Raw genomic sequence first — 13,990 nt, 5'->3', positions numbered from 1 at the left:
GCGCCGCTCCATGTCGTCCAGCGACTCGTTCGTCCATCTGCATGTGCACACCGAATACTCCATGCTCGACGGGGCCGCCCGGCTCAAGCAGATGTTCAAACAGGTCGGCGACCTGGGCATGCCCGCCATCGCGATCACCGACCACGGCAACATGCACGGCGCGTACGACTTCTACCGGCAGGCCACCGCCGCCGGCATCAAGCCGGTCATCGGCATCGAGGCCTACGTCGCGCCGGAGCTGCGGCACAACAAGAAGCCCGTGCTGTGGGGCGAGCCGCACCAGAAGAAGGACGACGTCTCGGCGGGTGGCTACTACACCCACATGACGATCTGGGCGCGCAACAAGACCGGCCTGCACAACCTGATGAAGCTCAGCTCGCGCGCCTACACCGAGGGCTTCGTGCGCAAGTGGGCCCGCATGGACGCCGACATCCTGGCCGAGCACTCGGACGGCCTGATGGCCACCACGGGCTGCCCGTCGGGCGAGGTGCAGACGAGGCTGCGGCTCGGCCAGTACGACGAGGCGCTCAAGGCCGCCGCGAAATATCAGGAAATCTTCGGCAAGGACAATTTCTTCCTGGAGATCATGGACCACGGCCTCGACATCGAGCGCCGGGTCCGCGACGGCCTGACCCGCATCAGCAAAGAGCTCGCCATCCCGCCGCTGGTCACCAACGACTCCCACTACACCTACGAGTCCGACGCCGCCTCCCACGACGCCCTCCTGTGCATCCAGACCGGCAAGCAGCTGTCCGACCCCGACCGCTTCCGCTTCGACGGCTCCGGCTACTACATCAAGACCGCCGACGAGATGCGCGCGGTCGACTCCTCCGACCTGTGGGCCGAGGGCTGCCGCAACACGCTCCTGGTGGCCGAGAAGGTCGACCCGGCCGGGTTCTTCGAGTTCAAGAACCTCATGCCCACCTACCCCATCCCCGACGGGCTGACGGAGAGCGAGTTCTTCCGCAAGACCGTCTGGGAGGGCATGGACCGGCGCTGGCCCGAGGGCTACGACGCCGAGCACAAGCGGCAGGCCGACTACGAGATCGGCATCATCGAGCAGATGGGCTTCCCGAGCTACTTCCTCGTGGTCGCCGACTTCATCATGTGGGCCAAGGAGAACGGCATCCCGGTCGGCCCGGGCCGTGGCTCGGCGGCCGGCTCGCTGGTGGCGTACGCGATGGGCATCACCGACCTCGACCCGCTCCCGCACGGCCTGATCTTCGAGCGCTTCCTCAACCCCGACCGCGTCTCCATGCCCGACGTCGACATCGACTTCGACGAGCGCAGGCGCGGCGACGTGATCCGCTACGTGACCGAGAAGTGGGGCGCCGACAAGGTCGCCATGATCGCCACGTTCGGCACCATCAAGGCGAAGGCCGCCATCAAGGACGCCGGTCGCGTCCTGGGCTATCCGTACGCATTGGGCGACAAGGTGTCCAAGGCGTTCCCACCGGCCGTGATGGGCAAGGACATCCCGCTGTCGGGCATCTTCGACAAGGACCACCCGCGCTACAACGAGGCCGGCGAGCTGCGCAGGCTCTACGAGGAAGACGTCGACGTCAAGGCGACGATGGACCTCGGCAAGGGCCTGGAGGGCCTGATCAGGCAGACGGGCGTGCACGCCGCCGGCGTGATCATGTCCCGCGAGGTCATCACCGACCACATCCCGATCATGCGCCGCGACTCCGACGGCGCGATCATCACGCAGTTCGACTACCCGACCTGCGAGACGCTCGGCCTGCTGAAGATGGACTTCCTGGGCCTGCGCAACCTCACGATCATCGACGACTGCCTGAAGATGATCGAGTCCACCACCGGCGAGCAGATCGACCTGCTGAAGCTGCCGCTCGACGACCGCAAGACGTACGAGCTGCTGGGCAGGGGCGACACGCTGGGCGTGTTCCAGCTCGACGGCGGCGGCATGCGCTCGCTGCTGCGGCTGATGAGGCCCGACAACTTCGAGGACATCTCGGCCGTCGGCGCCCTCTACCGTCCCGGCCCGATGGGCGCCAACTCCCACACCAACTACGCCCTGCGCAAGAACGGCCAGCAGGAGATCACCCCGATCCATCCCGAGTTCAAGGAGTCGCTGGCCGAGATCCTCGACACGACCTACGGCCTGATCGTCTACCAGGAGCAGGTCATGGCCATCGCGCAGAAGGTCGCCGGGTTCTCGCTCGGCAAGGCCGACCTGCTGCGCCGCGCGATGGGCAAGAAGAAGAAGGCCGAGCTGGACAAACAGTTCGAGTCCTTCGAGAGCGGCATGAAGGACAACGGCTACTCGGCCGCCGCCGTCAAGACGCTCTGGGACATCCTGCTGCCCTTCTCCGACTACGCCTTCAACAAGGCCCACTCGGCGGCCTACGGCCTGATCTCCTACTGGACGGCCTACCTCAAGGCCAACCACCCGGCCGCGTACATGGCGGCGCTGCTGTCGAGCGTGAAGGACGACAAGGACAAGTCGGCCCTCTACCTCAACGAGTGCCGCCGCATGGGCATCAAGGTGTTCCCGCCGGACGTCAACGACTCCGACTTCGACTTCACCCCGCGCGGCACCGACATCCGCTTCGGCCTGTCGGCGGTGCGCAACGTCGGCGGCAACGTCGTCGACGGCATCATCTCGGCGCGCAAGTCCAAGGGCCGCTTCGCCGACTTCAAGGAGTTCCTGCGCAAGGTGCCCGCGATCGTGTGCAACAAGCGCGTGATCGAGTCGCTGGTCAAGGCCGGGGCCTTCGACTCGCTGGGCCACGTGCGCAAGGGCCTGGTCATGGTGCACGAGCAGGCCGTCGACGCGATCATCGACATCAAGAAGAACGAGGCCATCGGCCAGGACTCCCTGTTCGGCGCGATCGACGGCGGCGAGGACCAGACCTTCGACGTGCAGATCCCGGTGGGGGAGTGGGACAAGAACACGCTGCTGCAGTTCGAGCGGGAGATGCTCGGGCTCTACGTCTCCGACCATCCGCTGTTCGGCGTGGAGCACATCCTGGCCGCGGGGGCCGACTGCTCGATCGCCGCCGTCCAGGACGAGAGCCGGGCCGACGGGCAGGTCGTGACGCTGGGCGGCATCCTGAGCGGGGTGCAGCGCAAGGTCACCAAGAAGGGTGACACGTGGGTGCTCACCCAGCTTGAGGACCTCGAAGGCGCGATCGAGGTGATGATCTTCCCGTCGTCGTACCAGCTGTGCTCGACGATCCTGGCCGAGGACGCGATCGTCTTCGTCAAGGGGCGCATCGACAAGCGCGAGGACGTCGCGAAGATCATCGCCATGGAGGTGACCGCGCCCGACCTGAGCCAGGAGGCGGGCGGGCCGCTGCTGGTGAGCCTGCCGCTGACCCGGTGCACGCCGCCGGTGGTCGGGCGGCTGAAGGAGATCCTCACCACGCATCCGGGCACCTCGGAGGTGCACCTCCAGGTGCACAACGGGCCGAAGACGACCGTCATGCGGGTCGACGACCGCCTCCGGGTGTCGCCGTCCCCGGCGCTGATGGGCGACCTCAAGCAACTCCTCGGCCCGGCCTGCCTGGGCGCCTGACCCGCCGGGCCTCCCGGCCCGGCTTGTGGGCGGATGCCAAGCCGGGCGGGGGAGGTGGGCAAAGGTCGCCGTCGTGTCCCGGCCGGGAGGTGGGGCAGGATCGCAGGGTGAGCGAACTGCACTACCTGACCGCGACCGAGATGGCCCACCTGGTCAAGACCGGGCAGGTGAGCGCCGTGGAGCTGCTCCAGGCCCACCTCGACCGGATCGAGCAGGTCAACCCCCAGGTCAACGCCATCGTGACGCTGGTGGCCGAGCGGGCTCTGGCGGCGGCCCGGGCGGCTGACGCGGCCGAGCCCGAGGGGCCGCTGCACGGCGTGCCGGTCGCGCACAAGGATCTGGTGGACACCGCGGGCATCCGCACGACGTACGGGTCGCCGCTGTTCGCGGGGAACGTCCCGGAGCGGGACGATCTGATCGTGCGCCGCCTGCGCGCGGCCGGGGCGATCACGGTCGGCAAGACCAACACGCCCGAGTTCGGCACCGGCTCGCACACGGTCAACGAGGTCTTCGGCGCCACCAGGAACCCCTACGACCTCGGCAGGTCCGCCGGCGGCAGCAGCGGCGGGGCCGCGGCGGCGCTGGCCACCGGCATGGTCCCGCTGGCCGACGGCTCCGACATGGGCGGTTCGCTGCGCAACCCGGCCTCCTTCTGCAACGTCGTCGGGCTGCGGCCCACGCCGGGCCGCGTCCCCGACCCCTCCGACACGGCCGCCTGGTACACGCTCGCCGTGCCGGGGCCGATGGCGCGCACGGTCGACGACCTCACGCTGATGTTGGAGGCCGTCGCCGGGTTCGACGCGCGTTCGCCGTTCGCGATCAAGGAGAGGTTCGCGCCCGAGCCCGAGCAGGGGGTGCGCGGGTTGCGGGTGGCGTGGAGCCCCGACCTGGGCGGGCTGCCGGTGGACCCGCGCACGGCCGCGGTGACCGCGACGGCGCCGGCCGTGTTCGAGGAGCTGGGGGCACACGTGGAGGAGGTCGCACTGGACCTGTCCGACGCCGAGGACGCCTTCCGGATCTACCGCGCCTGGTACTACGCGCTGTCCTTCGGCGACCTGACCGGCCTCGGCCCCAACACGAGCTGGAACGTCGAGCAGGGCCGCACGGTCACCGGCGCCGACCTGGCCCGTGCCGAACGGCTACGCAGCGGCCTCTACCAGCGCATGGCCGCCTTCTTCGACACCTACGACGTGCTGATCGCGCCGGTCAGCCAGGTGCCGCCGTTCCCGGTGGAGCAGCCGCACGTGAGCGAGATCAACGGCGAGCGGCTGCCCGACTACCTGGCCTGGATGCGTTCGGCGTACTGGATCAGCGTGCTGCACGCGCCGGCGGCGTCGGTGCCGGCCGGGTTCACGCCCGAGGGGCTGCCGGTCGGGGTGCAGATCGTCGGGCGGCCGTTCGCCGACGCCAGGGTGCTGCGCGTGGCCCGCGCGTTCGAGCAGGCCACCGGCCACGGCCTGCGCCGCCCGCCGCTGTAGGTCCAGGGCAGGTCTAGGGCTCGATCCCGTACGGCTGCCGCAACGGCGACTCGCGGTACCCGTGCATGCCTTCGAGCAGCCCGAACAGGCCGACCGAGAGCAGCGGCCAGGCCACCAGCACCCCTTGGGCGGTCAGCTTCAGCGCCCCGGGGACGATCCGCACCCCGGGCTCGGCCGCGGCCTCCACCACCACCGCGCCGATCGTGAACGTGGACCCGGCCCACAACGTGAGGAAGCTGCCCGCCACCCCGCCCGCGCACAGCCCGAGCAGCACCGGCAGCATCCACCGCCGCCCGCCGAACCACGCCAGACCGCCGCAGAGCAGCCCAAGAGCGCCCGTGATCACCGCGAACCAGCCGTCGGCCGCGATCAGCGCCTGCGTGGTGAGGTCGGCCAGCACGAGGCCATGATCGGTCACCTGGTACGGAGCCCGCGGCGAGATCGCGGACCAGCTCAGCCCGGCGGCGACTCCGAGAGTGGCGAGTAGGAGGACAGTTACCGCAAAAGCGCGTACTTCCCTCGTCACGCCATTCCCCCTCACAACTGCATCCGAACCTGCTTGATGGTATCTCCCGGTTAGGCTCGCTTCGTGATTGCAGAAGAGGTCTGGATGATCGAGCCCTCCGGCCCCCTCCGCGGGGACGTCGTCGTACGGGGCTCCAAGAACGGTGTGTCCAAGCACATGGTCGCCGCCATGCTCGGCAACGGCGAGAGCAGTATCCACAATGCCCCGGACGTGGGCGAGGTGGGCATCACCGCCGCGATGCTGGAGGCGCTCGGCATCCACGTCGAGATCGCCGGCTCCGAGATCCGCATCGAGCGCGGCGCGGAGATCAGGCCGCGGGTGCCCGACGCGTTCACCGGGCTCAACCGCATCCCCATCCTGATGCTCGGCCCGTTGCTGCACCTGGCGGGGGAGGCGTTCGTCCCGCTGGTCGGCGGTGACCCGATCGGCCGGCGGCCGGTGAACTTCCACGTGGAGGCGCTGCGTGCGATGGGGGCCGAGGTGGAGGTGGGGGACAACGGCATCTCCGCCAAGGCCAAACGGCTCAACGGGGCCCGGCTCGAACTGCCGTACCCCAGCGTGGGGGCGACGGAGACGATCCTCATGTCGGCGGTGCTGGCCGAGGGCAAGACCGTGCTGAAGAACGCGGCCATGGAGCCCGAGGTGGTGGAGCTGGCGCTGTTCCTGCAGCGCATGGGCGCCCGGATCGAGCTGTCGCCCGACCGCCGGATCGTCATCGAGGGCGTCGACCACCTGCGCGGCGCCTCGACCTGGCTGACCGGCGACCGCATCGAGGCGTTCTCCTACCTGGCGGCCGGGCTGGTCACCGGGGGAGAGGTCCGCGTGCACGGCTGTCCCCAGGACCGCCTGGTCACCGCGATCACCACGCTGGCCAGGATGGGCGCCCAGTTCGACATCAACGACGAGTACCTGTGCGCCACCGCCCCGCCCGAGGGGCTGCGCTCGGCGGCCGTGCAGACCGACACCCACCCCGGGTTCATGACCGACTGGCAGACGCCGCTCATGGTGCTGTTCACGCAGAGCCAGGGCATGTCGGTGCTGCACGAGACGGTCTTCGAGAACCGCCTGGTCTACGTGCCCGCGCTCCAGCGGATGGGCTGCGAGATCGAGGTGTTCGACCAGTGCCTGGGCGGGCCGGCCTGCCGCTACCACGACACCAACGCCCGGCACTCCGCCGTGGTGCGCGGGGTCTCCAAGCTCAGGGGCGCCGACGTGACGCTGCCCGACATCAGGGCCGGGTTCTCGGCCGTCCTGGCCGCCGCTGTGGCCGACGGGACGTCCACGTTGCGCGGCGTGCACCACATCGAGCGGGGGTACCACCGGCCGTACGAGCAGTTCGTCTCGCTTGGTCTGAACATCCGAAGAGAACGGTAAAGACCGAGGAAGTGGGCGTTTGCCGATGATCTGCTGGTTGCAGATCATCTGCGTGACCGTACTCAGATCCATCGGTGGCCTCGCCATGGCGGGGGCGCTCGGCGGGGTGCTGGCGGCGGCACTGGCCGTTCCCGTGGTGAGCGGTGGCGGCCTGGCCGCCAAGAACGTCGCCGACACCTTCGTCGACCTGCCGCCCGCGCCGCGCGAGGAGCCCCTGGCGCAGGTGACCAGGCTGCTGGACAAGGACGGCAGGCAGTTCGCCCAGTTCTACGAGGCCAACAGGACGACCGTGCCGCTCGCGGCCGTGGCGCCCCTGATGCGCAAGGCCATCGTGGCCATCGAGGACGCCCGCTTCTACGAGCACGGCGGCCTCGACGTCCGGGGCACGCTGCGGGCGCTGCTCACCAACACGCAGGCGGGCGGCATCCGGCAGGGCGGCTCGTCGCTGACGCAGCAGCTCGTCAAGAACATCCTGGTCGAGAGCGCCCGTACTGACGCCGAACGGGACAAAGCGCGGGCGCCCAACCTGGCCCGCAAGATCACCGAACTGCGGTACGCGCTGGCCCTGGAACGCAAGTACCGCAAGGACGAGATCCTTGAGCGCTACCTGAACATCGCCTACTTCGGCGCGGGCGCGCACGGCGTCGAGGCGGCGGCCCGGCGCTTCTTCTCCACCAGCGCCTCCAAGCTGACGCTGACCCAGGCGGCCACGCTGGCCGGGGCGGTGCGGATGCCGTACTCGACCGACCCCTCGCTCGGCCGCTCGCACGAGACGCGGCTGAAGGAGCGGCGCGACCTCGTCCTGGACCGCATGGCCGGGCTCAAGCTGATCACGCAGGCCCAGGCGAACGCCGCCAAGAACGCGCCGCTGGACCTGCGGCTGCGGCCCGAGCCGGGCGGCTGCGGGCAGAGCGCGTACCCCTACTACTGCCTGTACGTCCAGTACGAGCTGCTGTCGAACCCGGCGTTCGGCAACACCCCGGCCGAGCGGCGGACCAGGATGGCCAGAGGCGGCCTGGTGATCAGGACCGGCCTGGACCCGGTCGCGCAGCGCGCGGCCGAGCACGCGATCCAGCGGCACGTCTCGCCGGAGGACACCGAGGTCGCCGCCGAGGCCATGGTCGAGCCCGGCACCGGCCGGATCAGGGCGATGGCGGCCAGCAAGCAGTTCGGCCGCAACCGCGGCAACAAGAAGAACGGGCCCAGGACCACCTTCAACCTGGCCGCCGACGTCGCGCACGGCGGCGGCCAGGGCTTCCAGGCGGGATCGACGTTCAAGGTCTTCACCCTGGCCACGGCGTTGCAGCAGGGCTGGCGCTTCGGCGACGGCTTCCAGACGCCGGGGGAGCTGGTGCCCGCGCAGGGCTACCGCAACTGCGCCGGACGCCCGGTCAACGACCCCGAGACGCGCATACTCAACGCCAGCGGCGAGGGCGCGGGCGGCCCGCACAGCATCGAGACCGGCACCTGGAAGTCGGTCAACATCTTCTACATGATGCTGGAGCGCAAGGTCGGGCTCTGCAACGTGGTCAAGACGGCCAGGGCCCTCGGCGCGGTCCGGGCCGACGGCGGGCCGCTGCGCGAGGTGCCGACGTTCACGCTGGGCGTCAACGAGATGGACCCGGTGACGGTCGCGGGGGCCTTCGCCACGTTCGCGGCGCGCGGCGTGCACTGCCGGCCGCTGGCGATCGTGGAGATCACCGACCGCAGCGGCCGGCGGGCGCACGTGCCGCCGTCCTGCGAGCAGGTCATGGAGCGGCCGGTCGCGGACGCCGTCAACTACGTCCTGTCCGGGGTGTTCGACAAGGGCACCATGCAGGGGCAGAGCATCGGCCGCCCGGCCGCCGGCAAGACCGGCACCAACAACGGCTACACCTCGGCCTGGTTCGCCGGGTACACGCCCGACCTGGCGGCGGCGGTGAGCCTGGGGGACATCCGGGGCTCCTACCGCTACCCGCTGCAAGGGGTGCAGATCGGCGACCAGTACTACGGCGCGGTGCAGGGGGCGTCGCTGCCGGGCCCGATCTGGGTCGAGTCGATGCAGCAGGCCCTCGGCAACACCGAGCCGAGGGGCTTCCCCGGGCCGGACATGGGCCGCTTCGGCGGCGGGTTCACGCCGGGCCTGAAGGAGGCCGAGGCGCAGGAGGAGGACAAGAAGAAGAACAGGCGGCAGGGCGAGCGCGCGTTCTTCCGGCACCACCGTCGCCTGTTCGAGTGGCTGCTCGGACAGGGCCCGCCCGAGCCGGCGTTCCGCCGTCCCCGCCACCGCACCCGGTAGCCCGTACGCGCCACCGCACCCGGTGCCCCGCCGGCGGGGCGCTCAGCCCGTCTTGCCGATGGGGGCGGTGGCCGCGCGGGTGAGGGTGATCAGGTTGTCGGGGGCGGTCTCGATCTGGAGCCCGCGCCGGCCGGCCGAGAAGTAGATCGTCTCGAAGTCGAGCGCCGAGGAGTCGACCACGGTCGGGAGCTGTTTGCGCTGGCCGAGCGGGCTGATGCCGCCCACCACGTAGCCGGTCACCCGCTCGACCTTGGCCGCGTCGGCCATGGCGGCCCGCTTGCCGCCCAGCGCCGAGGCCAGGGCCTTGAGGTCGAGCTTGCCCGACACGGGCACGACCGCCACCGCGAGGCCGCTCTCGACCTCGGCGACGAGCGTCTTGAAGATGCGCTCGTAGGGCACGCCGAGCGCGTCGGCCGCCTCCTCGCCGTAGGCCTGGGCGTTGGGGTCGTGATCGTAGGGGTGGAGCGTGAAGTCGGCCTTGGCCTTGGTCAGCGCCATGGTGGCCGGGGTGCCGCCGCCCTTGCCTTTGGTTTTGCTCACGTCGAACGATTGTAGCGAATCTACAATGTAAAGGCGCGGCCCGGCGTGTACCCGAGCGCCCGCCGGAAGACGTCGATGAACGCGCTGGCCGAGGCCCAGCCGCAGCGATGGGCGACCACGGTCACCGGCAGGCCGTCGGCGAGCAGCAGCAGGGCGTGGTGCAGGCGGAGCTGGGTGCGCCACTGGGGGAAGCTCATGCCGAGCTCGCGGCGGCACAGCCGGGCGAGGGTGCGCTCGCTGGTGCCGGCCCGGGCGGCGAGGGGGGCCAGGGTGCGCCCGTCGGCGGGGTCGTCGTGCAGGGCCGCGCATGCGGCGGCCAGGCGCGGGTCGCGGGCGGCGGGCACGTGGAAGGGCTGCTCGGGGGCGCGTCTGAGCCGGTCGAGCAGGACGGCCGTCAGGCGTTCGCGTTCGTCGCCCTCGGGGGCGTCGTCGTCGGTGCAGGCGATGATGAGCTCGCGCAGCAGCGGGCCGACGGCGAGCACGGCGGGCCGGGCCGGCCCGGCGGGGTCGCCGGTGAGGCCGATGAGGCGCAGGTCGGTGGTGCCGTGGGCGCGGTGTTCGTGCACGGTGCCGGCGGGGATCCAGATCGCGCGGTTGGCGGGGGCGACCCAGGTGCCGGCGTCGGTGGTGACGGTGACCATGCCGGCGCATGCGTAGGCGATCTGGTGGGTGTCGTGCCGGTGGGCGTCGATGCCCGCGCCGGGGGCCAGGGGGCGGCGGCCGGTGGGCGCCACGGGGGTGTGGCGGATATTCGGCATGGATTGGCACTTTATCGGAAGCAGGCCAGATCGGGCCCGGGAAATCATCGGAGCCGTGAACAGGATCCGGTCGCGGGCGGCGGGCCGTGACGACTGGCCGGGGTTTCGCGCGGCGGGCGCGGTGGCGTTGTTCGTGCTGTTCGCGGGCGGGGCGGCGGGCACGGTGCTGGGTGGCCGGCTGGCGGGCCGGTGGGGGAGGGTGCCGGCGATGCGGGTGGCGTACGCGGCGGCGGTGCCCGCCGTGGCCGGGGTGGTGCTGGCGTCGGGCCCGCTGGTGGGCGCGGGCGCCGAGGCCACCACGCTCAGGACGGCGCTGGCCTGCCTGGTCGCCTTCCCGGTGCTGGCCTGGCTGCTGGCGCGGACGCTGCGGGAGCCCGTCTAAAAGGTGGCGGTGCGCAGGCGCAGGACGGCGGAGTTGTCGCGCTGGGCAGGGTCGAGGCGGGTCGAGGTGACGTGCATGGTGACCGGGAGGGCGGCGTCGGCGTCGCGGTCGACGGCGACCTTGGCGGTGATGCGCACCGGGCGGCCGGGGTGGATGACGTCGATCGTGCAGTCGGCCCGGTGGTCGCCGTGGCGGCAGGAGGCGCCGGCGACGGCGGTCAGGGTGGCGCCGTCCGGGAGCGTGAGGGTGACGGGCACCTGGGCGGCGGCCATGAGCCCGCGCATGGTGACGGTCGCGGTGACGGTGGCGGTGCCGCCCCGGCGGACGGGCGCGGCGGGGCCGGCGGCGTCGAGGGAGAGGGAGTCGTAGACGCCCTGGGGGTCGGCCTCGCCGACGATGGCGCCGTAGCCTTCCGCGTTGAGCGCGGTGGCGACGGAGTTGCCGTCGGGCTCGCCGTCCTCCTTGCCGGACGACAGGACGCCGACCAGGTCGCTGCTGCCGCGCACGACCCATGGCCCGCCGCTGTGGCCTTTGGCCATGTGGCAGTTGTCGGTCTCCATCCGTCCGGCGCGGTCGCCGGGTCCGGCCAGCCGGGCGGCGAGCATGTCGCCGGCGGTGTCCTCGCCGTGGGCCTGCCGGGTGCGGCCCAGGCACCAGAGCTGGTCGCGGCCGTCGTAGGGGCGGCGGCCGAGCACGCCGGGGTAGCCGGAGGTGGCGATGGTGAAGCGGCCGCCCTCGTTGCGCAGCGGGGTGAGGGCGCCGACGGTGTCCTGGAGGGTGCGCTTCCTGCCGCCGACCTCGACGAGCGCGACGTCGTAGACGGAGTTCCAGTCGCCGCCGGTCCGCCCGGTGTAGGCGTCGGGCTTCCAGGCGCGCCGGCCGCCCCACCTGCCGTACGGTTCGCGCTGCTCGGTGGTGGTGGCGCGGCCGTCGTAGGCGGGGACGAAGGCGAAGTTGGTGTGCCAGTGGCCCGTCGCCGAGCCGTCGGGGCTGCTGTAGACGCAGTGGGCGGCGGTGATGACGAGGAGCCTGCTGGCCGAGCGGACGACGGAGGCGCTGCAGGAGTCGTCGCGGCCGGTGGCGTTGACGAAGAACAGCCGTCCGGTGACGCGGCTGTTGTCGCCGGCGGTGTACGGCCGGCGCACGCGGGCGTAGCCGTTGGTGTCGCCGCCGGGGGTGAGGCGTTTGGCGCCGGGCACACTGCGCCGCTCGGCGGCCCCGGCGTCGACGGGGAACGTGCCGGGGGAGTCGGCGCCGAGGGGGAGGGGGGCGGAGTTGGCGCCGGCCTGTTTGCCGGGCGTCCAGTAGCGGGCGGCGCGTCCGGGACGCATGAGCGGGGAGGATGCCGCCCCGGGACTCTGGGGGTGGGCCTTGAGCGGCGGGGGTTCGGCGGTGGCGGGGGCGGCGGTGAGCGAGAGGCCGGCGAGCGTGGCCAGGGTGGTGACCAGAGTCTTCGACACGATGTCCCCTTGATCAGTCCGAAGCGATTCTGATCACTGTAAGTCACGACTTCATCGCTTACCGTGGTGAAACGGGACGTGTCGCGGTCAGCCCGCCGCCGCGTCCCCCGGGGGGAGGAACTCGGCGGTGCTCGCCTCTCCGGGTTCGCGGTCGGGGCGCAGGCCGCGCCAGGAGGGGTGGCGCAGCCGGCCGTCGCCGGTGACCTCGGCGTACTGGACCTCGCCGACGACGCGGGGCTCGACCCAGTGCGCGTGGCGGGCGTGCTCGCGCGGGACGGGCTCGTCGAAGGGCGGGTCGGGGCGTTCCAGGGAGGTGAGGAGGTCCTGGAGGTCGCGCAGCATCTGCTGGGTGAAGCCGGTGCCGACGTGCCCGACGTAGAGCAGGCGGCCGCGTGGGTCGTGGGCGCCGAGCAGGAGTGAGCCGATCATGCCCGACCGTCGTCCGCCGCCGGGGTGCCAGCCGCCGATCACGACCTCGGCGGCGCTGACATTCTTGATCTTGGTCCATTCGCCGCTGCGTCGGCCGGGCCGGTACGGGGAGCCGAGCCGCTTGCACACCACGCCTTCGAGCCCGAGCTGGCGGGAGGAGTCGAAGGCGCGCTCGGCGTGGTCGGCGAACCAGACGGGCACCTCCCAGCGGAAGCCGGGCCGCAGGGTGTTCTCCAGCAGCTCGCGGCGTTCGCTGTAGGGGCGGCCGATCACGCTGTCGTCGTCGAGGTGCAGGATGTCGAAGGCCATGAACGTCACCGGCACCGCGCGGGTCAGCTCGGCGACGGTGGCGGGGTTGCGCTGGTGCATGCGGGGCTGGAGGGCGGCGAAGCTGGGCCGGCCGGTCTCGTCGAAGGCGACGATCTCGCCGTCGATCACGGCCGCGTGCCGGCCGGTGGAGCCGGCCATGAGCTGGAGTTCGGGGTAGGCGGGGGTGATGTCCTTGTTGTTGCGCGACATCAGGCGGACCGAGCCGCCTTCGACGTAGGCGAGCGCGCGGACGCCGTCCCACTTCATCTCCACCGCCCACCCGGGGCCCTGGACGGAGGTCAGGGTGCCCAGCTGGGCCATCATCGGCGCGTAGGCCGGCAGCCGCACCATGGACTCTGCCGTACCCCGGGGGGTTGATCGACAGTGGCGGACCGGGGTCTACAAATGGTCAAGCGCGGTGTCTTCCACCAGTTCGCCGAGGTCCACGCCGTGTTCGCCCAGTTCGGAGACGGTCTTGCAGTAGCCGCGCAGGTACGTCCGGCCGTTGACGCGGTGCGAGACGCGCAGCAGTGGACGATCGTCGAGAATGATCGCCTCCACCAGGATGCCGCCGGGGGCTCGCCACTGTCCCATGCCGCCCAGCGTAAGCGAGTGGACATAATGGACATGTAATGCGAAAGGCGTGACGATGAGCCTTCGCCGCGCCGAGCGGGGCAAACAGTCGCAAGATTATTTTTAACTCCCCCAGAGTTTTCTTTGCCGCAGCATGTTAGACACCGGGCGATCCGGGCAGAAGGGGGCCAAGCCATTCCCCTGGCCGTGGTCGCGCCCCCGTGGCGGTCACGGCCTCTCGGCCCCGGCTGACCTTGTTGGTGACCGCGGTGATGCGCCTGCGCAGCGCGGGGTCAGCGAGAAAGCGCAGGAGCGCCACGGTGCGCACACTGCGGCCGACCTCCC

The 13,990-nt window shown here is 71.2% G+C and carries 12 protein-coding genes; 5 read left to right on the top strand and 7 right to left on the bottom strand.

The window, feature by feature from the left end:
* Positions 1–10: 10 nt before the first annotated feature.
* Both dnaE and AB0J97_RS20955 read left to right on the top strand, forming a co-directional pair.
* The gene (gene dnaE / locus AB0J97_RS20960) at positions 11–3,538 is read left to right on the top strand and encodes a DNA polymerase III subunit alpha (RefSeq protein ID WP_364091095.1); all 3,528 of its coding nucleotides are present in this window, start codon (positions 11–13) and stop codon (positions 3,536–3,538) included.
* Positions 3,539–3,645: 107 nt separating this feature from the next.
* Positions 3,646–5,016: an amidase gene (locus AB0J97_RS20955; RefSeq protein WP_364091092.1), complete on the top strand. Its 1,371-nt coding sequence runs from the start codon at positions 3,646–3,648 to the stop codon at positions 5,014–5,016.
* A gap of 13 nt (positions 5,017–5,029) precedes the next feature.
* Here AB0J97_RS20955 and AB0J97_RS20950 read toward each other — a convergent pair whose 3' ends face one another.
* The gene (locus AB0J97_RS20950; protein WP_357705409.1) at positions 5,030–5,416 is read right to left on the bottom strand and encodes a hypothetical protein; all 387 of its coding nucleotides are present in this window, start codon (positions 5,414–5,416) and stop codon (positions 5,030–5,032) included.
* A 189-nt stretch (positions 5,417–5,605) separates the two neighbouring features.
* Here AB0J97_RS20950 and murA point away from each other — a divergent pair, with 189 nt between their 5' ends.
* Together murA and AB0J97_RS20940 are read left to right on the top strand one after the other, a co-directional pair.
* A complete protein-coding gene (murA, locus tag AB0J97_RS20945; protein WP_357705410.1) occupies positions 5,606–6,916 on the top strand; it encodes a UDP-N-acetylglucosamine 1-carboxyvinyltransferase in 1,311 nt (436 codons plus the stop codon).
* A gap of 25 nt (positions 6,917–6,941) precedes the next feature.
* Positions 6,942–9,194, top strand: coding sequence for a transglycosylase domain-containing protein (locus AB0J97_RS20940; protein ID WP_357705411.1), 2,253 nt, complete (start codon positions 6,942–6,944; stop codon positions 9,192–9,194).
* Positions 9,195–9,236: 42 nt separating this feature from the next.
* Here AB0J97_RS20940 and ybaK read toward each other — a convergent pair whose 3' ends face one another.
* The gene (ybaK, locus tag AB0J97_RS20935) at positions 9,237–9,692 is read right to left on the bottom strand and encodes a Cys-tRNA(Pro) deacylase (RefSeq protein WP_357705423.1); all 456 of its coding nucleotides are present in this window, start codon (positions 9,690–9,692) and stop codon (positions 9,237–9,239) included.
* Positions 9,693–9,754: 62 nt separating this feature from the next.
* Entirely contained in the window at positions 9,755–10,492 is a 738-nt protein-coding gene (locus AB0J97_RS20930; protein WP_364091087.1) for a helix-turn-helix transcriptional regulator, read from the bottom strand.
* Positions 10,493–10,547: 55 nt separating this feature from the next.
* Here AB0J97_RS20930 and AB0J97_RS20925 point away from each other — a divergent pair, with 55 nt between their 5' ends.
* Positions 10,548–10,874, top strand: a complete 327-nt coding sequence (locus tag AB0J97_RS20925; RefSeq protein ID WP_364091084.1) for a hypothetical protein — start codon at positions 10,548–10,550, stop codon at positions 10,872–10,874.
* Here AB0J97_RS20925 and AB0J97_RS20920 read toward each other — a convergent pair.
* From AB0J97_RS20920 to AB0J97_RS20905, 4 genes are all read right to left on the bottom strand, one after another.
* On the bottom strand, positions 10,871–12,334 hold the full coding sequence (locus AB0J97_RS20920; protein WP_364091082.1) for a hypothetical protein: 1,464 nt from the start codon (positions 12,332–12,334) through the stop codon (positions 10,871–10,873). The genes AB0J97_RS20925 and AB0J97_RS20920 overlap by 4 nt on opposite strands.
* A gap of 87 nt (positions 12,335–12,421) precedes the next feature.
* The gene (gene ligD, locus AB0J97_RS20915) at positions 12,422–13,423 is read right to left on the bottom strand and encodes a non-homologous end-joining DNA ligase (protein WP_364091079.1); all 1,002 of its coding nucleotides are present in this window, start codon (positions 13,421–13,423) and stop codon (positions 12,422–12,424) included.
* 48 nt (positions 13,424–13,471) lie between these two features.
* The gene (locus tag AB0J97_RS20910; RefSeq protein ID WP_357705417.1) at positions 13,472–13,666 is read right to left on the bottom strand and encodes a hypothetical protein; all 195 of its coding nucleotides are present in this window, start codon (positions 13,664–13,666) and stop codon (positions 13,472–13,474) included.
* Positions 13,667–13,802: 136 nt separating this feature from the next.
* The coding region (locus tag AB0J97_RS20905; RefSeq protein ID WP_364091075.1) for a hypothetical protein at positions 13,803–13,990 on the bottom strand (188 nt) is incomplete at its 5' end.

Source organism: Nonomuraea sp. NPDC049607, assembly GCF_040675375.1.
GTDB lineage: Bacteria > Actinomycetota > Actinomycetes > Streptosporangiales > Streptosporangiaceae > Nonomuraea.
This window is presented reverse-complemented; position numbering and strand designations above follow the sequence as displayed.

Excerpts from the sequence above, each read along its gene's own strand:
- dnaE (WP_364091095.1), top strand. The coding sequence starts at position 11 with ATGTCGTCCAGCGACTCGTTCGTCCATCTGCATGTGCACACCGAATAC.
- AB0J97_RS20940 (WP_357705411.1), top strand. The coding sequence starts at position 6,942 with ATGATCTGCTGGTTGCAGATCATCTGCGTGACCGTACTCAGATCCATC.
- ybaK (WP_357705423.1), bottom strand. The coding sequence starts at position 9,692 with ATGGCGCTGACCAAGGCCAAGGCCGACTTCACGCTCCACCCCTACGAT.
- AB0J97_RS20930 (WP_364091087.1), bottom strand. The coding sequence starts at position 10,492 with ATGCCGAATATCCGCCACACCCCCGTGGCGCCCACCGGCCGCCGCCCC.
- ligD (WP_364091079.1), bottom strand. The coding sequence starts at position 13,423 with ATGGTGCGGCTGCCGGCCTACGCGCCGATGATGGCCCAGCTGGGCACC.
- AB0J97_RS20910 (WP_357705417.1), bottom strand. The coding sequence starts at position 13,666 with ATGGGACAGTGGCGAGCCCCCGGCGGCATCCTGGTGGAGGCGATCATT.